This is a genomic window from Micromonospora sp. NPDC023644 (assembly GCF_040640115.1).
Classification (GTDB): Bacteria; Actinomycetota; Actinomycetes; order Mycobacteriales; family Micromonosporaceae; genus Micromonospora.
This window is the reverse complement of the sequence record NZ_JBFABA010000010.1, coordinates 23,503-45,645: the sequence shown is the minus strand read 5'-3', so window position 1 is coordinate 45,645 and position 22,143 is coordinate 23,503. Positions and strand designations below refer to the sequence as shown.

Here is a 22,143-nt window from a genome sequence, read left to right as displayed (position 1 = left end):
GGCACCCTCAGGCGGTCCCCGCCGCACCGGCCCGACCGTCGCCGGTCCCCGCCGCCGGGCCGCCGTCACCGGTCGGGCCGTCACCGGTCGGGCCGTTGCCCACCCGGGCGTCGTCGGCGCGGTCGGGGGCGGTGGGACCGGCGCGGCCGGCGGCGGCGAGGAAGGCGTTGTAGCGGGCCAGGTCGTCCGGCTCGCCGCTGGCCTCGGCGCGCGCGGCGGCCCGGTCGAGGCGGGCCTGTTCCCGCCCGTCGGCGCGGATCCACTGGCGGACCAGCACGACCAGGACGACCGCGGCGGGGATCTCCCCGAACGCCCAGGCGATGCCCGCGCCCAGCTTCTGGTCCTCGATCAGCGACGACGCCCAGTCGGGGTGGACGGCGACGTACCAGTCCGGGGCGATGAGGGTGGTGGTCTGCATCAGCACGAGGCCGAAGAAGCCGTGCGCCATCATCGACGCGAGGTGGATGATCACCAGGAGGGGGTGGGCGAGCCTCGGCCGGCCCGGGTCGACCCCGATGAGCACCCAGAACAGCAGGTACCCGGCGACCACGAAGTGGGTGAGCATCGCCAGGTGGCCGAGGTGGGAGCGCATCAGCGTGCCGAGCAGGTCGCTCAGGTAGAGGCCGAAGAGGCTGCCGGCGTAGATGCCCAGCGCGACCAGGGGATGGGTGAGCAGCCTCGCGGGGCGGCTGTGCAGCGCCAGCAGCAGCCACTCCCGGGCGCCGCGGACCTGCGGGTCGGCGGGGCGACGCAGCGCGCGCAGCGCGAGGGTGACCGGGGCGCCGCCGACGAGCAGGATCGGCACCAGCATCGACAGCACCATGTGCTGCACCATGTGGGCGCTGAACAGCACGTACGCGTAGCGGGCCACGCCCAGGTTGGTGACGGCGGCCAGCAGCAGCAGGCCGGCCGACCAGCTCGCGGTCCGGGCCACCGGCCAGCGGTGGCCGGCCCGGTGCAGCCGCCACACCCCCGCCAGGTAGCCACCGATGCCGAGGACGGTGAGGGTCAGGAAGAACATGTCCGGCAGCGGCTGGCCGACCAGCCGTTCCGGGGTCGGCGCGGCGGGCATCGGGAAGCCGAGCAGCTCGGTGATCGGATCGGCGTCGAGCGGGTCCTGCGTCACCGGGGTGGGGCTGCGGGACAACGCCACCGCCAGCCCGACGGTGGCGGCGAACACGACCAGCTCCCCGGCGGCCAGCCGGGCGAACGCGCCGCGTCGGCCCGCGCGCAGGGCCGGCAGGGTCCGCGACCGGTGCACGGCGCCCAGGGTGCCCAGCACCGCCAGGGCGACGAGCTTGCCGAGGACCAGCCAGCCGTACCGGGACTGCCAGAGCTGGGCCACGTCGCCGAGGCGTACGGCGGCGTTGGCCGACCCGCTCACCGCGACGGCCACGAAGCAGCCCAGGGCGAGGCGGCCGTACCGGTCGGCGGCGTCGGCCAACTGTCGGCTGCGGCGGACCATCAGCAGCGCCACCAGCCCGCCGACCCAGAGGGCGGCGGCCAGCACGTGCAGGGCGAGGCTGGACACCGCGATCTGGTGGTTGCCCGCCCCGGCGGCGTGCCCGGTGAACGCGGGCGGCAGCACCCCGACCAGCGCGATCGACGCCGCCACGGCGGCGAGCCCGCGCGACACCCCCACCCGGGCCAGCACCGCCACCGCCAGCGCCAGCCCCGCCTGGAGCAGCAGCGCCTGCCCCTGCGAGATCGAGGTGGCGAAGCTGACCACGGTGGCGGCGCCGAGGCCGTCCACGGGGACGCCGAGCAGGTCCGACACCGTCAGCACGATCAGCGCCACCGCGGCCACCGCCCAGGCCGCGGCCGCCGCGCCCGCGCGACGCAGCAGCAGCCAGCCGTACGCCGAGACGCTCCGCCCGTCGCCGGGCAGCAGGAACGCCGCCGTCACCGCCATCCCGACCGTCAGGGTGGCGAGGCCGTCGGCGAGCAGCCGGACCACGGGCAGCGCCCACGCCGTGACCGGCCCCGGATCCGGCAGCCCGGGGATCGCGACCGCGAGCGCGTCGCCGGCACGCAGGCCGAGCAGGAGCACGGCCACCGCCGACGCCACGGCCGCGACGGGCACGAGCCACGCGCCACGGCCCCGCGCGCCGGGACGGCCGCCGGCGCCGGGCGGGGCCCCGGCGGGTACGGCGTCGCCCACCGCCGACGCCGCCATGGGGACGGCACCCGGGACCCGGGCGGGGTGGGCAGGGCGGGAGGTGGTGTCTGGCACGTCAATGTCCCTCGGTGTTCGGGGCGGGGCGGCGGTTCGCGACCCGGTGGCGCGGCGCCGGAGTGTCGGGGGCGGTTCGCGACCCGGTGGGGCGGCGCGGGGGTGTCGGGGCCGGGATGCTGCCGGTCAGTGGGTCTCGCGGCGCCGACGCCGTAGCAGCGCGGCCCCGCCGAGGACGGCCACCAGGACCCCGGCGGCCACCAGCGCGGCGGCGCCCGTCCCGAAGCCGCCGGAGCCGGTCCCGGGAGCGGCGGCGGGGCCGGCCGATCCGGCGGCCGGCGGGGCGGCGGTCGCCCCGGCAGCGGCGTCGCCGACGCCGCCGACGGTGAACCGGTACGAGCCCTGCACGGGATGCCCGTCGGCGGAGACGATCCGGTAGGCGACGGTGTAGGTGCCCGCGCCCAGCGTCTCGTCGACCGTCACCGTGCCCTTCGTCCCGTCGACGGTCGGCGCACCGGTGGGGACCTTCCGCCGGTCGGCGTCGGTCAGCGCGATGGTGGTGAAGGTCGGGTCGAGCCGCTGCGCGAACTCCAGCGTGACCCGCGTCGGCGGCGTCGTCAGGCGCTCGCCGTCGGCGGGGCTGGCGGCCCGCAGCGTGTTGTGCGCGGCGGCGGGGGCGGCCGGGACGAGCAGCAGCGCGGCGGCGGTCAACGCGGCGGCGACGAGGGCCGCGGCGGTCGGGCGGCGGAACCGGGTGTGCATGTCTGGTGCTTCTCCTGGTCGGTGGTGGTCGGCCGGGCAACTGGGGGCCGAGGAATTGCCGAGCCGGACGGGTGGTTCCCGTCAGGCCGCGCGGCGGTCGGAGGCGTGCGCGGAGCCGGGGTACGGCGACGGGAGCAGCCGCAGGCCCGGCGACTCCGTGGGCTCGTCGGCGGGCAGGCTCCAGCGGGGTTCGTCCGGACGGCTGCGCCGGATCGGGCCGTCGGGGCGCAGCCCCCGGCGGGACAGGGCGACGACGATGACGTAGCCCGCGAGCAGGAAGCCGTGGCTGACCAGCCGGGCGGTGTCCACCCGCCCGGTCAGCAGGTCGTTGACCGACAGCAGCGCGAGCATGCCGACGAAGGCGCTCAACGTCGGCACCAGCCCGGTCGGTCGTGTGCGCCGGGCCGCGACGAACAGGAAACCCGCGCCCACGGCGACGTTCCACGCCGCCGACTCGTGCCACAGGTGCCCCGACAGCAGCCCGTCGGCCGCCGCGTGCGCGTGTGCGCTCGCCGTGCCGCGTCCGACCTGCGCCAGGCCCAGCACGAGTTGCAGCGCCCCGACCAGACCCAGGACCGCCCGCAGGGTGAGCACGACCCGCTCCCGCCGGCGGCGCGGGGCCGGCGTGGGCAACGTGCCGAGGATGACGTCGGTGAGGTCGTCACCGGAGACGGCCACCGAGAGCCGGGCCCGGCGGGTCATCGCCGTGGCCTGGTCGTACCACGCCCGGCAGCCGCCGCAGCCGGTCAGGTGGGCCGCCACCGCCGTCCGCTCGGCGGCGGTCTCCTCCCCGTCCAACTGCGCCGACAGCACCTCGCGCCACTGCTCGCACCCCATGTACCGGTAGTCGCCCCGGACGCGTCGTTGGTTCCCGCGCAGTTTGGTGGACCGTCGCCTTCCCGCAGGTCAGCGCGGGGAGTGCCGCTCAGCCGGTGACGTTGCCGCCCCGGCGCGCGTCCGGCCCGGACCAGTTGCGCACGGCGGCGACCAGATCCTCCCGGGCTCGGGCCACCCGGGAACGGATGGTGCCCACCGGACAGCCGCACACCTGCGCGGCCTCGGCGTAGGACAGGCCGAGGACCTGGGTGGCGACGAACGCCTCCCGCCGGTCCCTGGGCAGCGCCGCGATGAGGCGTTCGAGCACGACCCGTCGGTCGAAGCCGCTGTGCGTCGGGTCGGGGACGTCGTACCCGTCCGGCATCGACACCGTGCGCGGCCGTGACGTCACGGTGCGGACGTGGTCCGCCGCGACCCGGCGGGCGATGGTGAGCAGCCACGTCCGCGTCGAGGAGCGTCCGGCGTACGACGGCAACGACCGCATCGCCCGCAGGAAGGTCTCCTGGGTCAGGTCGTCGGCCTCGCGGGGCGCCACCATCGCGGCGAGAAAGCGCCGGACCTGCTGCTGCGTCGCCCGGACGAAGCAGGCGGCGGCGGTCGGGTCACCCCGACCGGCGGCCAGCGCCCACGCGGTCAACTCCGCGTCGTCGGCCATCCGGCACCTCCGTGTCGGGCCGCCGGAGGGCGGGCGCCCGGCGACAAGCACGACAGGTCGTAGTAGTGACTGGCCGGTAGCGTACCGCAGGCGGCCCGGTGCCGGCCGACCCTCGGCGCCACCCCGCCCGGGTGCCCGGTGCCCGTCACCGGCGGCTGTCTAGCATGGTTGGCCCCCACCCGACCGTCGAAGCAGGCAGCCATGACCGCTACGGTTTTCGAGAACGCCCTGATCCACACGCTCGACCCCGCCCGGCCACACGCCGAGGCCATGCTGGTGCGCGGCGAGCGGATCGTCGCCGTCGGAGGCCTCGACGAGTGCCGCGACCGGGCCGGCGGCGGGGCGCGCCGGGTCGACCTCGGCGGGATGACCGTGCTGCCCGGGCTGATCGACAGCCACCTGCACTCGGCGCTCTACGTACGCGGCCTGGAGCAGGTGGACCTGCGTGGCACGACCAGCCTCGACGAGGCGTTGACGCGGATCGGGCGGCACGCCGCCACCCTGGCGCCCGACGCCTGGCTCCTCGGCGGGCGCTGGGACAGCCACAAGTGGGACCGGCCGGTGCAGCCGACCCGGGCCGACCTGGACCGCGTCTGCCCGGACCGGCCCGCCGTGCTGCCCAGCATCGACGGGCACACCACCTGGGTCAACACCGCCGCCCTCCGGCGGCTCGGCATCGACGCCGACACCCCCGACCCGGTCGGCGGGCAGATCGCCCGCGACGAACGCGGCGAGCCGACCGGCATCCTGCGGGAGGCGGCCGGGGACGCGGCCTACGACGTCCTGCGCTCCTCGCTCGCCGGTGACCTGGTCGCGCAGTTGCGCACCCACCTGCCCCGGCTGCTCTCCGTCGGCCTGACCAGCATCCACGACCTCGACGGGCAGGACTGCCGGGCCGCCTACGAGACCCTGTACGCCCGGGGCGAGCTGCCGCTGCGGGTGCACAAGTCGATCCCCTCGACCGCGTTGGACGAGGTGATCGACCTCGGCTGGGCGACCGGCGACGGGAACCGCTGGCTGAGCACCGGCCCGGTCAAGATCTTCACCGACGGGGCGCTCGGCTCGCACACCTGCCTGATGACCGAGCCGTACGACGGGGAGCCGCACAACCACGGCATCGCGGTCACCCCGGCGGAGGAGTTCGAGCGGCTGGTGGCGAAGGCTGCCGGGGCGGGCATCGCCGTCGCGGCGCACGCCATCGGCGACGCCGCGAACCAGATGGTGCTGCGGGCGTACGCCAACTGGCAGGAGTCGGCGCGCACCAACCCGACCGTCGCCGGGGCGGTACGGCGGCTGCGGCACCGGATCGAACACACCCAGCACCTGCGGCCGGCGGACGTGCCGCTGCTCGCCCGGCTGGGCGTGACCGCCTCGATGCAGCCCACCCACTGCACCAGCGACATTCCCCTGACCAGCAGGATGCTCGCCGGCCGGGACCTCGCCTCGTACGCCTGGCAGAGCCTGCTGGACGCCGGCGCGACGGTGGCGTTCGGCTCGGACGCCCCGGTGGAGGACCCGGACCCGTTCTTCGGCATCCACGCCGCGGTGACCCGGCAGCAGCCCGACGGCACCCCGCCCGGCGGCGTGGACCCGCACGAGCGGGTCAGTCTCGACACGGCGCTGCGCTGCTTCACCGAGGCCGGCGCGTACGCCTCCTACGAGGAGCACCTGAAGGGGCGGCTGACCCCCGGCATGCTCGCGGACTTCATCGCGCTGCCCACCGACCCGTACCAGGTCGAGCCGGCGGACCTGCGCGACCTCACGGTGGCGCTCACCGTGGTCGGCGGGGTCGTGCGCTGGCAGCGCTGACCGCCGCCCGCTGAGCGGGCCGTCCGCCCTGCTCACCGGGGTGGCAAGGGTGTCCGGAGGGTGGGCGATCGCCTCCTGATCATGATAGGGAGGAGGTACGCGAGGAACAGGGGGCGGCCATGCGGTTCGAACGTACGGTGATGGCCGGGATCGGTGTCTGTCAGCGCTTCACGACCGCGAAGGGCCAGCGGGCCGCCGTCATCTCGCACGTCAGCGGCCAGCGTGACCTGGTCGTCTACCACCCGAAGGACCCGGACACCGCGCTGCACACCCTGGTGCTGACCAGGAGCGAGGCGCAGGCGGTGGCGACCGTGCTGGACGAGGCGGTGACGGTGGACCACGTCGCCGAGCTCGAGCGGCGGCTGCCCGGGGTCTCCGTCGTGCGGATACCCGTCAGCGCGGGCTCGCCGGCCGACGGGCGGCCCCTCGCCGACACCGGCCTGGCCGGGCAGCCCCTGGCGCTGCTCGCGGTCGTCCGTGACGGCACGGTCGTGCCGACCCCCGGCGACGGGTACGTCCTGCACGTCGGTGACGAGGTCGTGGTCGCGGGCGCCGAGGCCGCCACGTCGGCCGCCGCTGACCTCCTCGCGGGCGGCTGACGAGCGGGGCGCCCGCGCGACGTCCAGGCCCGCCCCGCCGTCCGGCCGGTATCGCCCTAGATGCGGATTCGCTCCTTACCGGTTAGGGTTGGCTAACCGGCTGTCGAGCTCTGGGGAGGGTATGTGCTGGTTCTGGTGGCGGTCCACGCACTCGCAGCCGTGATCGCCCCGGGACTGATACGTATCTTGGGACGACGGGCCCTCTACCTGGTGGCCCTGGCCCCCGCGGCGACCCTGGTCTGGGCGCTGACCCGGACCGGAACGGTCCGCTCCGGCACCCCGGTCGTCGAGACGGTCACCTGGGTTCCCCAGCTCGGCCTGGAGATCGCCCTGCGCATGGGCACCCTGGCCTGGCTGATGGTGGTGCTCGTCGGCGGGGTCGGGGCGCTCGTGCTCGCCTACAGCGCCCGCTACTTCCGCTCCGACGACCCGGGCCTGGGCCGCTTCGCGGCGGTCTTCGTCGCCTTCGCCGGGGCGATGCTCGGCCTCGTGGTCTCCGACGACCTGCTGCTGCTCTACGTGTTCTGGGAGCTGACGACCGTCCTCTCCTACCTGCTGATCGGCAGCGACCCGACCCGGCGGGCAAGCCGGCGGGCGGCCATGCAGGCACTGCTGGTGACCACCCTCGGCGGCCTGGCGATGCTCGCCGGGTTTGTCATGCTCGGCCAGCACGCCGGCACCTACCGCTGGTCGGAGATCGCCACCGACCTGCCCGGCGGCGGCTACCTGGCCGTGGCCCTGGTGCTGATCCTGCTCGGCGCGCTGAGCAAGTCGGCGATCTTCCCCTTCAGCTTCTGGCTGCCCGGCGCGATGGCCGCGCCCACCCCGGTCAGCGCCTACCTGCACGCCGCGGCGATGGTCAAGGCCGGCGTCTTCCTCGTCGCGCTGATGGGGCCAGCCGTGGCCGGGGTCACGCCGTGGCGGTTGGTGCTGCTCGCCGGCGGGCTGATCACCATGTTCCTCGGCGGGTGGGCGGCGCTGCGGCAGGTCGACCTGAAGCTGCTGCTGGCCTACGGCACGGTCAGCCAGCTCGGCCTGCTGATGGTGGTCCTCGGCGCCGGCACCCGCGACACCGCGCTGGCCGGCGTGGCGATGGTGCTGGCCCACGCGCTGTTCAAGTCCACCCTGTTCCTCGTCGTCGGCGTCGTCGACCACGTCGCCGGCACCCGCGACCTGCGCGAACTCAGCGGCCTCGGGCGGCGGGCGCCGGCGCTCGCGGCGGTGGCCGTCGTCGCGGCGGCCTCCATGGCCGGCCTCCCGCCGCTGGCCGGATTCGTCGCCAAGGAGGCGGCGGTCGAGGCGTTCCTGCACGGCGGCACCGCCGACCTGGCGGTGCTCGCCGGCGTGGTGCTCGGCTCGGCGCTGACCGTGGCGTACACGCTGCGCTTCGTCTGGGGCGCCTTCGCCACCAAAGGCGACGTCCCCGCCACCCAGGCCCGGCCGGTCCGGTGGCCCTTCCTCGCGCCGGCCGTCGTGCTCGCCGCCGCCGGCTTGGCGGCGGGGCTCCTCGCGCCCGCCGTCGACGAGGTCCTCGCCCCGTACGCGGACCTCTACCCGAGCGCCGATCCCGGCTACCACCTCGCGCTGTGGCACGGGCCGACCCCGGCGCTGGGCCTGTCGGCGCTGGCGGTCGCCGCCGGCGTCGGGCTGTTCCTCCTGCGGCACCGGGGGCGGCTGGGCCCGGCGGTCCGGCTGCCCTTCGACGGGGCCGCGGTCTACGACCGGCTCATCGGCGGGGTGGACCGGCTGGCGGTGGAGCTGACCGGCGCCACCCAACGCGGATCCCTCCCGTTCTACCTCGGCGTCATCCTGCTGGTGTTGATCGCCTTGCCGGGTGGGGCGCTGCTGGCCGGGCTGCCCTGGCCGCAGCGGTTCCAGCTGTGGGACACCCCGCTGCAGGCCGTCGCCGCCGCGGTGGTGATCGTGGCCGCCGTGGCCGCCGCCCGCGCCCGGCGCCGACTGACCGCGATGATCCTCGTCGGCGTCGCCGGCTACGGCACCGCGCTGCTGTTCATCCTGCACGGCGCCCCGGATTTGGCCCTGACCCAGTTCCTGGTGGAGACCGTCACGATCGTCATGTTCGTGCTGGTCCTGCGCCACCTCCCGGCCAAGTTCTCCGAGCGGCCCATCCGGGCCAGCCGGCGCGGACGCGTCGCGCTCGGCGTCGCCGTGGGCGTGGTCACCGCCGGCATGGCGTACGTCGCGGCGGGAGCGCGGGTGGCCACCCCGATCTCCGTCGACTTCCCCGACGAGGCCGTCTCCTACGGCGGCGGCAAGAACATCGTCAACGTGACCCTGGTGGACATCCGGGCCTGGGACACCATGGGCGAGATCGCCGTCCTGGTGGTGGCCGCCACGGGCGTGGCCAGCCTCATCTTCCGCCACTCCCGGGACCTCGACCTGCGCCGGGGCATCCCCGGCGCCGGCCGCACCGAGTCGGCGCGGCCACGCTGGCTCACCACCGGCGCCACCACCCGCCAGCAGTCGGTCATCCTCCAGGTCGTCACCCGGCTGCTGTTCCACGCCATCGTGCTCTTCTCGATCTACCTGCTCTTCTCCGGGCACAACGCCCCCGGCGGCGGCTTCGCCGCCGGACTGGTCGCCGGGCTCGCACTGGCCGTGCGCTACCTGGCGGGCGGGCGTACCGAGCTCAACGGGGCCGCCCCGGTCGACGCCGGCGCGGTGCTCGGCGCCGGGCTGTTCGTCGCGGTCGGCACCGGCGTCGCCGCGATGCTCCTGGGCGGCGAGTTCCTCCAGAGCGCCCTGCTGGACCTGCACGTGCCGGTCCTCGGCCACGTCCACTTCGTCACGTCGGTCTTCTTCGACGTCGGCGTCTACCTCATCGTGGTCGGCCTGGTCCTGGACATCCTGCGCAGCCTGGGCGCGGAGATGGACCGCCAGCAGGAGACCGACCAATCCGAGACCGAACAGGCCGACGACCGGACGAAGGAGCTGGTGTGAACCCGAACCTGACCTACGTCCTCGTGGTCGGCGTCCTCTTCGCCGCCGGGGTGACGCTGCTGCTGGAACGCAGCCTCACCCGGGTGCTGATGGGCGTCATCCTGCTCGGCAACGGCGCCAACCTGCTGCTGCTCACCGGCGGCAGGGCCGGCGGGCCGCCGATCGTCGGCACCACCGCCGAGGGGGACATGAGCGACCCGCTGCCCCAGGCCATGGTGCTGACCGCGATCGTCATCACCCTCGGCATGACCGCGTTCCTGCTCGCCCTGGCGTACCGCAGCTGGCACCTCAACGGGCACGACGAGGTGCAGGACGACGTCGAGGACCGCCGCATCATGGAGCTGGCCGACCGGGACGAGGGGCCGGGCACCGACGACCCCGACACCGGTGACGGCGAGAGCGAACCGACCGCCGCACCCGACGACGAGGACCGGACGGCGAGCCCGGCCGGGAGCGCGGGGAGGGGCCGATGACCTGGCTCGTACCCCTGCCGGTGGTGATGCCGCTGCTCGGCGCGGCCCTGACGCTGCTGCTCGTCGGCCGGCCCCGCGCCCAGCGCTGGGTCAGCCTCACCGTCCTCACCGCCACCGTCGCCGTGGCGGCCACGCTGCTGGTCCGCTCCTCCGTCGACGGACCGCTGGTCGTCGAGGTCGGCGGCTGGGTCGCGCCGCTGGGCATCGTCCTGGTCGCCGACCAGCTCGCCGCGCTGATGCTCGTCGTCTCCGCCGCCGTCACCCTCTGCGTGCTGGTCTACTCGATCGGGCAGGGCACGGCCGACGGCAACGAGGAGACCCCGCTGTCGGTCTACCACCCGACCTACCTCGTGCTGACCGCCGGCGTGTGCAACGCGTTCCTCTCCGGCGACCTGTTCAACCTCTACGTCGGCTTCGAGATCCTGCTGGTGGCCAGCTACGTGCTGCTGACCCTGGGCAGCACGGAGACCCGGATCCAGGCCGGCACCACGTACGTCGTGGTCAGCCTGCTGTCGTCGTTGATCTTCCTGGTCGCGATCGGCCTGGTCTACGCGGCGACCGGCACGCTCAACCTGGCCCAGCTCGTCGACCGGCTCGACGCGCTGCCGGACGACCTGCGGCTGGTCCTGCAGGGGATGCTGCTGCTCGCCTTCGGCATCAAGGCGGCCGTGTTCCCGCTGTCGGCCTGGCTGCCGGACAGCTACCCGACCGCCCCGGCCCCGGTCACCGCGGTCTTCGCCGGCCTGCTCACCAAGGTCGGCGTGTACGCGATCATCCGCACCGAGACGCTGCTGTTCCCCGGCGGCCGCACGGCCGACCTGCTGCTGGTGGTGGCGGCGCTGACCATGGTGGTGGGCATCCTCGGCGCGGTCGCCCAGTCCGACGTCAAACGGCTGCTGTCGTTCACCCTCATCAGCCACATCGGTTACATGCTCTTCGGCGTCGGCCTGAGCAGCTCCCTCGGGCTCTCCGCGGCGATCTTCTACGTGGTGCACCACATCACCATCCAGACGACCCTGTTCCTCGCCGCCGGCCTGGTCGAACGCCGGGGCGGGAGCACCGCCCTGGACCGGCTCGGCGGGCTGGCCCGACTCTCGCCGCTGCTGGCCGTGCTGTTCTTCGTGCCCGCGCTCAACCTCGCCGGCATCCCACCGTTCTCCGGCTTCCTCGGCAAGCTCGGCCTCGTCCAGGCCGGCGTGGACGACGGCGGCGCGCTGGCCTGGACGCTCGTCGCCGGCGGGCTGCTCACCAGCCTGCTCACCCTCTACGCCATCGCCCGCGTCTGGAACCTGGCCTTCTGGCGTGCCCCGCACCCGGACATGCCCGACGCCGGCGACACCGCCCACGCCGCCCGCACCGGCGGCGCCGAGCAGCCGCACCGGGAACGGGACCCCGAGGCGTCGGGCGTCGTGCTGCCCCGGCTGATGATCGGGTCGACCGCCGCCCTGGTGGTGCTCGGCCTGGCGCTGACGGTGGTGGCCGGGCCGCTGTTCGACATCAGCACCGACGCCGCCGACGACCTGCTGCGCCGGACCCCGTACGTCGAGGCCGTCTTCCCGGACGGTGCCCCGTGACCGGCGACCCGACGACCCCCACCGGGCCGGCGAACCCGCCGCTGACCCGCAAGGCCCGCCGGCGCAACCGGATCGTCGCCGTGACCGGGCTGACCGGGGTCTGGGTGCTGCTGTGGGGCACCCTCTCCTGGGCCAACCTGATCAGCGGACTGGTGCTCTCCGTCGTGCTGCTGGCGGTGTTCCCGCTGCCGCCGGTGACCTTTGCCGGGCGGATCCGGCCGGTGCCGCTCGCGCGGTTCTGGGTGCGTTTCCTGCGGGACCTCGTGGTCGCCTCCGCCCAGATCGCCTGGCTGGCGGTGCGGTTCGGGAGCCCCCCGCTCAGCGCGATCATCGCCGTGCCGCTGCGGGTCAACACCGACCTCAACCTCACGCTGACCGCCGAGGCGCTCTCCCTGGTGCCCGGCAGCCTCATCATCGAGGCCGACCGGACGACCGGCACCCTCTACGTGCACGTCATCGGCGTCCGCAGCCGCGAGGAGGTCGAGCGGTTCCGGCAGGGCGTGCTGGACCTCGAAGCGCGGATCGTCGCCGCCATCGGCTCGCCCGACGAGCTGCGCCGCGTGACGCAACCCCACCCCGCCGGCCCGCCGGAGCCGGCCCACCCGGAAGGGGCACCCGCATGACCGTCGTCGCCGTCACCGTCGCCGCGCTGCTCGCCGTGGCCGTCGGCCTGACCCTCGTCCGCATCATCCGCGGACCGTCCATCCTCGACCGCGCCGTCGCCACCGACGTCCTGCTCGCCGTCGTCGTCGCCGCCATCGCCACCGAGGCCGCCTACAGCCGCGACGCCACCGCGCTGCCCGTGCTGGTCGTCCTCGCCATCCTCGGGTTCGTCGGCTCGGTCAGCGTCGCCCGCTTCGCCGCCCGGAGGAACGACAAGTGACGCTCGACGCCGTCCTCGACGTCACCGCCGCGGTCTGCCTGATCGCCGGCGCGCTGCTCTGCGTCGCCGCCGGGGCGGCACTGCTGCGCTTCCCCGACCTGCTCGCCCGGATGCACGCGGCGGCCAAGCCCCAGGTGCTCGGCCTGCTGCTCGTGCTGCTCGGCTGCGCGTTGCGCCTGCGCACCGGCGTGGACATCACCACCCTCGTCCTCGTCGGCGCCTTCCAGCTCGCCACCGCGCCCGTCGCGGCGCACATGGTGGGCCGGGCCGGCTACCCGCACGACGAGATCCGCCGCGACCTGCTGATCACCGACGAACTCGCGCCCAACCTGGACCGGATCAGCTCCGGCCGGTCCTGACCGGCACCCCCGGCCGGCGTCCGCAGGGGGCGGCGGGCCCGGGCGGACGTACGGTCGCCTCCCGTGCCCCCGCGCGGCGGGCCGCACCCGCGGCGGCTCTCTGGCAACCTGCTGGGGGCCCGTCGACCGGAACGGCGGCGCCATTCCCCGACGCCGGCAGCGACGTGGACCACCGGAGGCTGGACGATGGACGGAGCACCGGCGCAGTACGCCGACGCGTGGGGCGCGGACCGCACGCGCCAGAACGCCGCCTACACGGCCCTGATGGAGGCGACGAGCGAGCCGGTGCCCTGGGCCGACGACGTCTGGGACGACCTCGTCGGGCACCTGGGCGACGCCGACAACCACAACCGGGCCATCGCCGCGCAGCTCCTGTGCAACCTCGCCGCACGCCACCCGTCGGAGCGGATTCTGCGCGACCTGGACGCGCTGGTGGCGGTCAGCAGGGACGAGCGGTTCGTCACCGCCCGCCACGCCCTCCGGTCGCTGTGGAAGATCGGCCTGGCCGGGGAGAGCCAGCGCCGCGCCGTCGTGGCGGCCCTGGCCCGGCGGTACGGGGAAGCCGCCGACGAGAAGAACGGCACCCTGGTGCGCAGCGACATCGTCGAAGGGCTGCGGCACCTCCACGACGCCGTCGGCGATCCGGTCGTCGAGCGGACGGCACGGGAGTTGATCGACGCGGAGGCCGACCCGAAGTACCAGCGCAAGTACCGCGGGCACTGGCGGTGACGGGGCGCCCGCCCGAGAGGACCGTCGAGGCGCGGGCGCGTACCCGAGCTCCGTGACCGGCGCGCCCGGCCGCGAGGACGCCGACCCGGGCCGCCCCGCCCTGGCCCAGCTCGTCGTGCGCGCGCCGCCGAGGGCCTGGACGGCCCGAACCTACCCTCTCCTACCGGGTAGTTCTCTCCTACCGGGTGGAGCACCCCGAACGTGCCCGTACGGCGACGTGCCAGCCGCGAGCATGGGTGGCATGGGGCTTCGGGACGGTCAGGGGCGGAACCTGCTGGAACGGCGCGAGGACGTGCGGCAGGCGAACTTCTTGGAGCTGTTCTTCGACCTGGTGCTGGTGTTCGCCCTGTCCGGCGTGGTGAGCCGGGTCGTGCGGGACATCACCAGCGGCGATTCACTCGTGCGGTGGCGTTCCCTGGCGTACCTGCTGGTGCTGGCAATGCCGCTGATCTGGGTGTGGATCACCACCGCGCACATCACCAGCTGGTTCGACCCCCGCCGCGGCAAGATCCAGTTGGTGGTGCTGGCCAGCGCGTTCGGTCTGCTGATCATGGCATCGTCGATGCCCTACGCGTTCGGGGGCCGCGGCCTGGCGTTCGTGCTGCCGTACGTGATCCTGCACTGCGCCCGGCCGCTGATCCTCCTGCCCCTGCTGCGCGGGCACATCCTGCGCGGACTCTACGTCCGGTCGATGCTGTGGTGCGCGGTAAGCGCGGTGCTCTGGTTCGGGGGTGCGGCGGTCAGCGGCTGGCCTCGCGCCGCCCTGTGGGGTGTCGCCGTGACCGTGGACATCGTCGTCGCTCAGCGGCGCTGGCCGGTGCCCGGCATGGCCCGGCCACCTGTCAGCGCCTGGGCGATGCACAGCGGCCACCACCTGCCGCACCGTTACCAGCAGCTCCTGATGATCGCCCTCGGCGAGACCGTGCTCGTCGTGGGCATCACCCTCACCGACCTGCCGGTCACCCCGGCGACGTCGGCGGCGCTCGTGGTGGCGTACCTGTCCACGGTGCTGCTGTGGCGGATCTACTTCTACCGCTCCGGGCAGGTCCTCGCCGACGCCGTCGCCGGCGCCGGTGACCGCCTGGCCGCCGGCCAGGCCACCGGCATCGCCCACGTCGTCATGGTGATCGGCATCGTCGCCACCGCCGTCGGCTACGAGATCGTGCTCAAGCAACCGGGTGGCCGGCCGGAACCGGTGTGGCTCGCGGTGATCCTCGGCGGGCCGGCGCTGTTCCTCTACGGCCGCATCCGGCTGGAGCGTGTCGTGTTCGACCGGCTGTCGATCCGGCGGGTCGTGGCCATCGCGATCCTGGCCGCCACAGCCGTACCCCTCCTCCTCGCCCCACCGCTGGCCGCCTCGGCCGTGGCCGCGCTGGTCCTGCTGGGCGTCGCCCTCGCCGACGCCTCCCAGGCCGCCGGTCGCCCGCCGGAAGCGCCGTCACCGGCGCACTGACCGGAGCCGGTCCTCGGCACCTCGCCGTCGAACGGCGGCCTCGGTCGACCTCGGCCAAGCATCGATAAACTTGCATGTCTTGGTTGGTCTCGTGTATGAAGGCTGCACAGCACGTCTGGGTGCTGGTTCCTGGGGAGGAGCGACGATGAAACTTGCCCTACGCCGCCTGCGAACGGCGGCGGTCGCACTCGGCGCCTGCACGCTCGGGCTGAGTCTGATGTCGATGCCCGCCGCCGAGGCGTCCGCGGTCCAACCTCTCGCGCCGCAGTCCCAGCGGGCACCCGAGGCGGACCAGTTCTACGCGGAGGGCGTCACCACGGTCGGTGAGCTCCGCACCGTCGACGGCGCGCTCTCCGCCGCCGGCGACGGCCGGACGCAGATCATCCGGCACCCCGGCGCGTCGTACGTCAAGGTGCACTTCAGCTCGTTGCGCCTGGCCCACGGCGACTACGTCACGGTGTCGAGCCCCGACGGCCGGGAGAGCTACCGGTACGACCGCTACCTGAACCGGGCGACCGGCTCGGACTACACCACCGACGGGCAGCCGGGCTTCTGGGCGATGTCGGTGGACGGCGACACGGCGGTGGTGACGCTGCACAGCAGCCGCGCCTCGCGCGGCAACGTCGCGACCATCGACCGGTTCTGGCGCGGCTACGACCGCACCGAGATCACGCAGCACAACCTCTCCACGCAGTCCGTCTGCAGCACCGACGCCCGCCGCGACGTGGTCTGCTACCAGAACAGCCACCCCACGGAGTACGCCCGCGGCAGGGCCGTGGCGCGGCTGCTGATCAGCGGCGGTGGCATGTGCACCACCTGGCGGGTCGGCAACACCAACCGCATGCTGACCAACAAGCACTGCTTCTCCACGCAGTCCGCCGTCAGCGGCAGCGAGATGCAGTTCAACTACCAGTGCGCCACCTGCGGCGGCGCGAACCCCGGTGCCGGCACCAAGGTGAGCGGCGCCACCCTCTACAAGGTGAGCAGCGGTGGATCCGGCGAACTGGACTACGCCCTGTACTCGGTGAACAACTTCACCAGCATCCAGAGCTTCGGCACGCTGTACCTGGCGACGACCGCCACCAGCACCGGCACGCGGATGTACATCCCGGGCCACGGCGACGGCAGCCCGAAGCGACTGTCGATCTTCGAGGACACCCAGAACGGCGCGACGTGCACCGTCAAGAACGCGAACTACAACAGCTGGAACATCAGCTACAGCTGTGACACCTCCGGCGGCAACTCGGGCTCGCCCGTGCTGAACTCCAGCCACCGGGTGATCGCCCTGCACCACCTCGGCGGCTGCCCGTCGAACCAGGGCGCGAAGGCGCACCTGATCTACAGCCAGATCGCCAGCCTGATCGACAACAACGGCTGACGACGGCTGACCACGGCGGGCCGCCGGGGCGCGATCGCGCGCCCCGGCGGCCCTTCGGCATTCCGCACCTGCGCAACTACCGGCAACGCTGGTGTGGGTGGTCGTGCGTTGATGTGCTGAGCTCGTGCCGTGGGTATCGACATGGAGAGCATCGCTCTGCCGTTGGGCACCGATCCGGTACGGGCCATTCGTGCCGACCCCGTGCTGTGGGAGTTGGCCAGCGAGCAGCCGCCGTTCTGTCAGCCGTGGGCCGGCGAAACCCTGCCGGACATCAGCCGGGAGCTTCTCGCCGTGCTGCCGGCCGGAGCCGGTTGGGTCCACAGCTTCGGGGACCGCTCGTTCGAGCAGGCCGAGTATCTGCTCGACCCGAAGGGCTACCGCGCGACTCGCACGTGGGAGGAACGCGAGCGCTCGATGGCGTACCGCATCGTCCACGGCGATGAGGTCTTCGCCGAGCACGCCACCAGTGGGCAGGGCTTCCGGTGGCGGTGCTCGGGGACGGCGTTCCTCGCCGCGGCCGTCGAACGGATCGACAGGCTGGACGTCGTCGCGGTCCGGCGCGAGTTCTCCGTCGTCGAGATGAGCGAACTCGGGGTGTACAAGGTGCACGCTGAGGAGGAGGACGACCAGGCGTTCGCCCGCGTGCTGGCCGGGCTCCGTGCGTTCGCCGACCACTGTCGTATGGTCGTCGCGCGGGAGCTGGACTTGATCATCACCCTGTATTGACTGGGCGGGACTGGCGGCCACGCAGGGGTCGGACATGAGCTGGTTCGTGGACGACCCCGGCACGCTTCTCCGTACGGGGTGCGTGGCTGGGCCTGGGCGCGGGATGGTGTGAACGATTGGCTGGTTGCGGCGGACGGATCCGCCGTGGGAGGCGAAGAACGAGTCGGCCGCGCACGCCTGGTGTCCGGCGAGGTCGGTGGCGACCCGGTGGCCCTTCTGGTTCCGTCACCGATGTTCTCGCCACGTGGCCGCGCAGGGCACCGCCGTGGCGCTATGCCTCTTCGGGTACGACCCCGCTCGTCGTCTGCGCGCTGGTCGGTCTCGACGACCTGCTTTACGGGGGTGTGGCGGCGTAGTCCGACCAGGGTCAGACCCGGGGAGTGGTAGAGACCTCATCATCTTGGATGATTTGCGCGGTGTGTGCTCTCCACCGGTGCCACTTGGCCAACGATCGTGGTCACCTGCGCGCTCTGTGGTCTGCGTAGGGTCGTCGTCCGGCCCGTACAAGGCAGGTCAACGCAGGCCACTCCCTGCCACCCCGTGTCAGCCCGGAGGTCGCTAGACTGACGACTCGCGCCCTCGTATCTCAGGGGATAGAGCATCGGTTTCCTAAGACGACGCTCTATTTGTACCCAGAGGCTTACTGCCTGCGGGTTCCTATTCTGTCTTTACGTTAGTGGGTCGCACACGCGCATTGCTGCGCTCGCTTGCCGAAGATCGGCAGAACAGGCGTAAGTCCTGCTCAGGCCATGCTTCGGTTGGTCTGACGTGTCCTTGCCGGCCGAGATCCGGCGAAGCTGCCGCGCGGCGTCAGTCTAGGGTGCCGCAAGAGCTTGAGCCAGCAGCGCGGCGAGTTTGGCTGCGCGTGCTGGGTGGTGATGACCGACCCAGAGAACTCGTCCGATGAGGTATTGAGCGAAATCGGGGTGGCCGTTCCGGTTCTGCGAGGCGAGGCGAGGCCGGTGCGGGCGGCGTTGTGGAGGATGGCGCGGAGCCGGTCGTATTCGTCGCGTGGTGTGGCGGGGTGTTGGTTGACGACGAGTCCGGCGAGAAGTTGCCGGTCGGCGCGCTCGCGGATGCGGGTCTTACCTGGGTGGGCTTGGAAGCCCTCGTCGCGGGCGATGTCGGTGACGGCGGTGATCAGGTCGTGGATTCGGCGGGTGGTGAGGTCGCCGGAGAAGGCGAGGTCGTCGGCGTACCGGGTGTAGGTGATCTCGAAGGCGTCGGCGAGGCCGGTGAGGCGTCGGTCGAGTCGGTAGGCGCACAGGTTGGCCAGTGCGGGTGAGGTGGGCGCGCCTTGGGGCAGGTGGCCGGTTCGCAGCGTGGCGAGCCGCGTCGCCCGGTGCGGCAGGTGGGCTGGTGCGCGGCGGAGGACGGGGTGTGGGGTGCGGGTGGTGCAGAGTCCGGTGAGGGTGTGGGCGACGGGTTCGGGGTAGCCGGCGGCGCGGAGCAGACCGTAGACGCGGGTGGCGGGGATGTGGGTGAAGAAGGCGAGCAGGTCGATCCGGACGACGACCGGCTGCGCGGTGTGGGCGGCGGCGAAGGTGTGCGCGGAGCGGCCGGGTACGAAGCCGTGCGCGGCGGTGTGGACCGGGATGGGGCCGAGTATTTCGGCGAGGAGCCGGCGTTGCAGGGCGCGGAGCCGAGACTTCGGTGCCTCGATCAGCCGACCGTGGTCGGTCCACCGGTAGTGGTAGTGGTGCAGCCGGTGAGCGGTGGCGCGCCGGTTCATGGCGCGTCGGTCGGCGTACCAGTCGAGGTGCTCGATGCTCAGGTCGAGCATCGCGGCCAGGTCGCCGACGGTGTCGATGACGGGGGTGCGCCAGGGACGGCGGACGGTGCGGGTCGGCGTCACGGGCCGCGCGCGTATGACGATCGGCCGCTGGTGCTGGCGGGCGGCGGCGACTGCCGCGCGGAGCGGGTCGAGGGTGCTCAGGAACGTGGCCAGTTCGCGTGGCCGGTCGGTGGGTGGGTGCGGGTAGGCGGCCAGCACCGCGTCGGCGACCGGCCGCAGCCATCGCCGCCGGACCCCGAGGACGAGCCCACCCTGGCCGACGAGATCGGCGCGGCGCCAGCCCTCGCCGGCGAGGAACGCGTCGGCGAGCGCGGTGGCCAGGGCCTGGATGGTGGTCACGGGCAGGCCGGTAGGGGTGGCAGCGTGTCCCGACGATGCCCGGTCGTACGGGTGCACAGGCTCGCGGAGCGTGCCGACGCACCTGTGGTGTGGTGCCGAGGTGAGTGTCGCGTCCCCGGGGTTACCCCGGAGAGACCATGACCGGACCCCGCGTGGGGGAGCGGCCTGGTCAGCTCGGGACACGCTGCCATGGGAGCAGCGTAGAGAACGGAGACCGTCATCGGTGTCCGCGATGCTCGTGGCGCGGTGGAGAGAACCGTGCAGGGCCGGGTCTCGCTGTCGTGGGACAACGGGCGCGCCGGCCGGAGTGCGTCGCGACCGTTCGGCGCTGTTGATCGGTCGGTAGGCGGTACCGGTGTCGGGTCGATGCCGGCGCGGACCTCGCCGTGCCTGCCGGGGCACGCCGGTGACCCTGACGGCGGCGGACCAGGAAATCTAGGCTGGAACGACTAGACATCCTCGGCGGCGTGGAATACTCTTCTGCGAGTCGAGAGAGAAGATCCGTCAAGACGCAGACGGGGCCGCCCGGCCGTGAGGTCACGACGGACGGCAAGAAGCGGGATTCGTTCCGCCAGAACGGCAGTAGGAGCACGTCCGCCCCAACGTGTGATGCGCGATGGGGCACGCAGGTGGGGCCGAGGCTTGCTCAGGGCTCCAGCTGATGTCGCCGCACGTGTCGGGGCCATGAAGTCGCGTGGGCTCCGGCGCCGGCGGACCGCAAGGTAAGAAGACGCAGAGGAAAGGGAGGGCCGTACACCGTTGGATCGCCCGCCAGCAGCCGTCATTCCAGGCTCGGCGGACACCGCAGTTTCCATCGAACGAGAGGTGGTCTCCGGTCACGCATATGCGATCCTCGCACCCGAAGCCTTCAGCGGCTGGTGCGGATACGACAAGCCGACGTTCCTGTCGGTAGATGGTGTTCTGACCCGTAACCCTGGGCCCCGGCGCGTGAGCGCCGGGGCCCTCGACGTGGAGGTGACATGGGGCGAAACCCCGATGACATGTTCGGCGACGAGAACACTCCGGCCTACACCATCGGTCAGGCCGCGGAGATGCTCGGCACCACGCAGGACTTCCTGCGCCGCCTGGACGAGGCGAAACTGATCAATCCGCACCGCTCTGCCGGCGGGCACCGCCGCTACTCCCGCTACCAGTTGCGTCTGGCCGCCCGGGCCCGCGAGATGGTGGATCAGGGCACCGCCCTGGAAGCCGCCTGCCGGATCATCATCTTGGAAGACCAGCTCGAGGAAGCCCTGCGGCAGAACGAGAAGCAGTAGCGTGGGCCCTGGCGGCAGACTGGCCGGCCCGCTCTCGGCTGAGGTCGTCGGGCGATGAGCCGGCCGCCCGCCAGAGCGAGAGTCCCCGTCCCCGGCTCGGTCCTGGTAGCCCGTACTCCTGCTCGTCGCACCTCTTCGCATCCCGGCCATCGGCCGGGATGTTGCTGTTCGTGACCGGCGGTTCGAGGGCGGCCGTCGGCCGCCGGTGCTCGGGGCGCGGCGGGACGGACGACGTGGGTGCCAATGGCGCACCGCTCGTGGCGCCGACGAAGCGGCGTTGTTGTCGGAAGAGATCACCGTTGCGCGGGTGACCGCGCTGCGACACGCGGTCGCCGCGGCAGCCCGTTCGGCGGGTCTGGTGGGCCACGGGCTGGAGGACTTCGTGTTGGCGGTGCAGAGTTGGTCACCAACGTGGTGCGCCATGGCGGGGGTAGCGGCGAGGTGCGTCTGTGGCAGCACTCTGACCTGCTGACCTGCCAGGTCAGCGACGACGGGCCCGGGTTGGGTGAGGTAGACGTCGCCCTGCCGTCGCCGGGGGAGGTCGGCCACCGGGGGACTGTGGCTGGCGCAGCAGCTCGCCGAAGGACTGATGGTCGATATGGCAGTGACGCGGGCTGTGGCGGCGGGTGTGGAACGTGGCAAGCCTGTCGAGCAGGTCGGCGCGGTCGGTGCCGGTTGCGGTGTTGAGGGCGTCGAGGACGGTGAGGAGGTCGCGCATCTCGTCGAGGGGAGCGGCGTCACCCAAGGTGAGCGCGTCCACGATCGCCAGGCCCGCCGGGTTCGCCGAGCGCGGCGTGGATCCGGGCGCGCCTCCGCAGGGAAGCAAGCTCAGTGGCCAGGTCCACTTCCCGCCATGGAGCGACGACGGATCATGTGCTACGGTAGCCGAGTTGCAGTTTTGATTTCCGTAGACGTTTTCCGGCGCCTGATGGGGCATCTGAAACCCATCCAGGCGCTTTTCGTTTTTCGTGTCGTTTCGACGCGGGTGATCAACGCGGCGGCGTAAGGGTCCGCACAGTGCGGTCTCTAACAGCCTGCGAAGGAGCAGACATGACTACAGGTACCGTGAAGTGGTTCAACGCCGACAAGGGCTTCGGCTTCATCAGCCCGGACGACGGCGGCGCCGACGTCTTCGCCCACTTCTCCGCGATCTCGGCGAGCGGCTTCCGCAGCCTCGACGAGAATCAGAAGGTGGAGTTCGACATCACCCAGGGCCAGAAGGGCCCGCAGGCGGAGAACATCCGCCCGCTTTGATCCACATTCTGTGAGCGGCGGCCCGACTGGTTCAGCGGGCCGCCGTTCGGCGTTTCATGCGCTCACCACGGCATCGCGAAAATCGTCGATCGGCAGAAGGCCGGTCA

The 22,143-nt window shown here is 72.9% G+C and carries 20 protein-coding genes; 14 read left to right on the top strand and 6 right to left on the bottom strand.

What is annotated here, in order from left to right; genetic code table 11:
• Positions 1-7: 7 nt before the first annotated feature.
• The 4 genes from AB0G08_RS10730 to AB0G08_RS10715 all read right to left on the bottom strand — a co-directional run bounded on the left by AB0G08_RS10730 (position 8) and on the right by AB0G08_RS10715 (position 4,427).
• On the bottom strand, positions 8-2,233 hold the full coding sequence (locus tag AB0G08_RS10730) for a bifunctional copper resistance protein CopD/cytochrome c oxidase assembly protein (RefSeq protein WP_358086009.1): 2,226 nt from the start codon (positions 2,231-2,233) through the stop codon (positions 8-10).
• Positions 2,234-2,359: 126 nt separating this feature from the next.
• Positions 2,360-2,935, bottom strand: a complete 576-nt coding sequence (locus AB0G08_RS10725; RefSeq protein ID WP_358086008.1) for a copper resistance CopC family protein — start codon at positions 2,933-2,935, stop codon at positions 2,360-2,362.
• Positions 2,936-3,016: 81 nt separating this feature from the next.
• A complete protein-coding gene (locus tag AB0G08_RS10720) occupies positions 3,017-3,772 on the bottom strand; it encodes a zf-HC2 domain-containing protein (protein WP_358086007.1) in 756 nt (251 codons plus the stop codon).
• An 88-nt stretch (positions 3,773-3,860) separates the two neighbouring features.
• A complete protein-coding gene (locus AB0G08_RS10715; protein ID WP_358086005.1) occupies positions 3,861-4,427 on the bottom strand; it encodes a sigma-70 family RNA polymerase sigma factor in 567 nt (188 codons plus the stop codon).
• Between the two features lie 201 nt (positions 4,428-4,628).
• Here AB0G08_RS10715 and AB0G08_RS10710 point away from each other — a divergent pair, with 201 nt between their 5' ends.
• From AB0G08_RS10710 to AB0G08_RS10655, 12 genes are all read left to right on the top strand, one after another.
• Entirely contained in the window at positions 4,629-6,236 is a 1,608-nt protein-coding gene (locus tag AB0G08_RS10710; protein ID WP_358086003.1) for an amidohydrolase, read from the top strand.
• A gap of 119 nt (positions 6,237-6,355) precedes the next feature.
• A complete protein-coding gene (locus AB0G08_RS10705; RefSeq protein WP_358086001.1) occupies positions 6,356-6,835 on the top strand; it encodes a TrkA C-terminal domain-containing protein in 480 nt (159 codons plus the stop codon).
• 123 nt (positions 6,836-6,958) lie between these two features.
• On the top strand, positions 6,959-9,796 hold the full coding sequence (locus AB0G08_RS10700) for a Na+/H+ antiporter subunit A (RefSeq protein WP_358085999.1): 2,838 nt from the start codon (positions 6,959-6,961) through the stop codon (positions 9,794-9,796).
• Positions 9,793-10,269, top strand: coding sequence for a Na(+)/H(+) antiporter subunit C (locus AB0G08_RS10695; RefSeq protein WP_358085997.1), 477 nt, complete (start codon positions 9,793-9,795; stop codon positions 10,267-10,269). Before AB0G08_RS10700 ends, AB0G08_RS10695 begins: the two co-directional genes overlap by 4 nt.
• Positions 10,266-11,843, top strand: coding sequence for a Na+/H+ antiporter subunit D (locus tag AB0G08_RS10690; protein ID WP_358085996.1), 1,578 nt, complete (start codon positions 10,266-10,268; stop codon positions 11,841-11,843). The genes AB0G08_RS10695 and AB0G08_RS10690 overlap by 4 nt, the downstream gene beginning before the upstream one ends.
• Complete coding sequence (locus AB0G08_RS10685; RefSeq protein WP_358085994.1) at positions 11,840-12,466, top strand: Na+/H+ antiporter subunit E; 627 nt, start codon at positions 11,840-11,842, stop codon at positions 12,464-12,466. The genes AB0G08_RS10690 and AB0G08_RS10685 overlap by 4 nt, the downstream gene beginning before the upstream one ends.
• Complete coding sequence (locus tag AB0G08_RS10680) at positions 12,463-12,726, top strand: monovalent cation/H+ antiporter complex subunit F (RefSeq protein WP_089002241.1); 264 nt, start codon at positions 12,463-12,465, stop codon at positions 12,724-12,726. The genes AB0G08_RS10685 and AB0G08_RS10680 overlap by 4 nt, the downstream gene beginning before the upstream one ends.
• Positions 12,723-13,085, top strand: coding sequence for a monovalent cation/H(+) antiporter subunit G (mnhG, locus tag AB0G08_RS10675; protein WP_358085992.1), 363 nt, complete (start codon positions 12,723-12,725; stop codon positions 13,083-13,085). Before AB0G08_RS10680 ends, mnhG begins: the two co-directional genes overlap by 4 nt.
• A 186-nt stretch (positions 13,086-13,271) precedes the next feature.
• On the top strand, positions 13,272-13,814 hold the full coding sequence (locus AB0G08_RS10670; protein WP_358085990.1) for a hypothetical protein: 543 nt from the start codon (positions 13,272-13,274) through the stop codon (positions 13,812-13,814).
• Between the two features lie 241 nt (positions 13,815-14,055).
• The gene (locus AB0G08_RS10665) at positions 14,056-15,267 is read left to right on the top strand and encodes a low temperature requirement protein A (RefSeq protein ID WP_358085988.1); all 1,212 of its coding nucleotides are present in this window, start codon (positions 14,056-14,058) and stop codon (positions 15,265-15,267) included.
• Positions 15,268-15,412: 145 nt separating this feature from the next.
• Positions 15,413-16,645 (top strand): serine protease, encoded by a 1,233-nt coding sequence (locus AB0G08_RS10660; RefSeq protein ID WP_358085986.1) that lies wholly within the window; start codon positions 15,413-15,415, stop codon positions 16,643-16,645.
• A gap of 129 nt (positions 16,646-16,774) precedes the next feature.
• On the top strand, positions 16,775-17,371 hold the full coding sequence (locus AB0G08_RS10655) for a hypothetical protein (protein WP_358085984.1): 597 nt from the start codon (positions 16,775-16,777) through the stop codon (positions 17,369-17,371).
• Positions 17,372-18,113: 742 nt separating this feature from the next.
• Here AB0G08_RS10655 and AB0G08_RS10650 read toward each other — a convergent pair.
• Complete coding sequence (locus AB0G08_RS10650; RefSeq protein ID WP_358085982.1) at positions 18,114-19,505, bottom strand: reverse transcriptase family protein; 1,392 nt, start codon at positions 19,503-19,505, stop codon at positions 18,114-18,116.
• Positions 19,506-20,485: 980 nt separating this feature from the next.
• Between AB0G08_RS10650 and AB0G08_RS10645 the strand changes: the two genes are divergently transcribed.
• Positions 20,486-20,782, top strand: coding sequence for a helix-turn-helix domain-containing protein (locus tag AB0G08_RS10645; protein WP_043326983.1), 297 nt, complete (start codon positions 20,486-20,488; stop codon positions 20,780-20,782).
• A 481-nt stretch (positions 20,783-21,263) separates the two neighbouring features.
• Here AB0G08_RS10645 and AB0G08_RS10640 read toward each other — a convergent pair whose 3' ends face one another.
• The gene (locus AB0G08_RS10640) at positions 21,264-21,719 is read right to left on the bottom strand and encodes a hypothetical protein (RefSeq protein ID WP_358085980.1); all 456 of its coding nucleotides are present in this window, start codon (positions 21,717-21,719) and stop codon (positions 21,264-21,266) included.
• A gap of 113 nt (positions 21,720-21,832) precedes the next feature.
• Between AB0G08_RS10640 and AB0G08_RS10635 the strand changes: the two genes are divergently transcribed.
• On the top strand, positions 21,833-22,036 hold the full coding sequence (locus AB0G08_RS10635; RefSeq protein WP_013283833.1) for a cold-shock protein: 204 nt from the start codon (positions 21,833-21,835) through the stop codon (positions 22,034-22,036).
• Positions 22,037-22,143 lie beyond the last annotated feature (107 nt).

Excerpts from the sequence above, each read along its gene's own strand:
- AB0G08_RS10645 (WP_043326983.1), top strand. The coding sequence starts at position 20,486 with ATGGGGCGAAACCCCGATGACATGTTCGGCGACGAGAACACTCCGGCC.
- AB0G08_RS10705 (WP_358086001.1), top strand. The coding sequence starts at position 6,356 with ATGCGGTTCGAACGTACGGTGATGGCCGGGATCGGTGTCTGTCAGCGC.
- AB0G08_RS10715 (WP_358086005.1), bottom strand. The coding sequence starts at position 4,427 with ATGGCCGACGACGCGGAGTTGACCGCGTGGGCGCTGGCCGCCGGTCGG.
- AB0G08_RS10680 (WP_089002241.1), top strand. The coding sequence starts at position 12,463 with ATGACCGTCGTCGCCGTCACCGTCGCCGCGCTGCTCGCCGTGGCCGTC.
- AB0G08_RS10640 (WP_358085980.1), bottom strand. The coding sequence starts at position 21,719 with ATGCCCCATCAGGCGCCGGAAAACGTCTACGGAAATCAAAACTGCAAC.
- AB0G08_RS10720 (WP_358086007.1), bottom strand. The coding sequence starts at position 3,772 with ATGGGGTGCGAGCAGTGGCGCGAGGTGCTGTCGGCGCAGTTGGACGGG.
- AB0G08_RS10665 (WP_358085988.1), top strand. The coding sequence starts at position 14,056 with ATGGGGCTTCGGGACGGTCAGGGGCGGAACCTGCTGGAACGGCGCGAG.
- AB0G08_RS10725 (WP_358086008.1), bottom strand. The coding sequence starts at position 2,935 with ATGCACACCCGGTTCCGCCGCCCGACCGCCGCGGCCCTCGTCGCCGCC.
- AB0G08_RS10670 (WP_358085990.1), top strand. The coding sequence starts at position 13,272 with ATGGACGGAGCACCGGCGCAGTACGCCGACGCGTGGGGCGCGGACCGC.
- AB0G08_RS10660 (WP_358085986.1), top strand. The coding sequence starts at position 15,413 with ATGAAACTTGCCCTACGCCGCCTGCGAACGGCGGCGGTCGCACTCGGC.
- AB0G08_RS10710 (WP_358086003.1), top strand. The coding sequence starts at position 4,629 with ATGACCGCTACGGTTTTCGAGAACGCCCTGATCCACACGCTCGACCCC.
- AB0G08_RS10635 (WP_013283833.1), top strand. The coding sequence starts at position 21,833 with ATGACTACAGGTACCGTGAAGTGGTTCAACGCCGACAAGGGCTTCGGC.
- AB0G08_RS10690 (WP_358085996.1), top strand. The coding sequence starts at position 10,266 with ATGACCTGGCTCGTACCCCTGCCGGTGGTGATGCCGCTGCTCGGCGCG.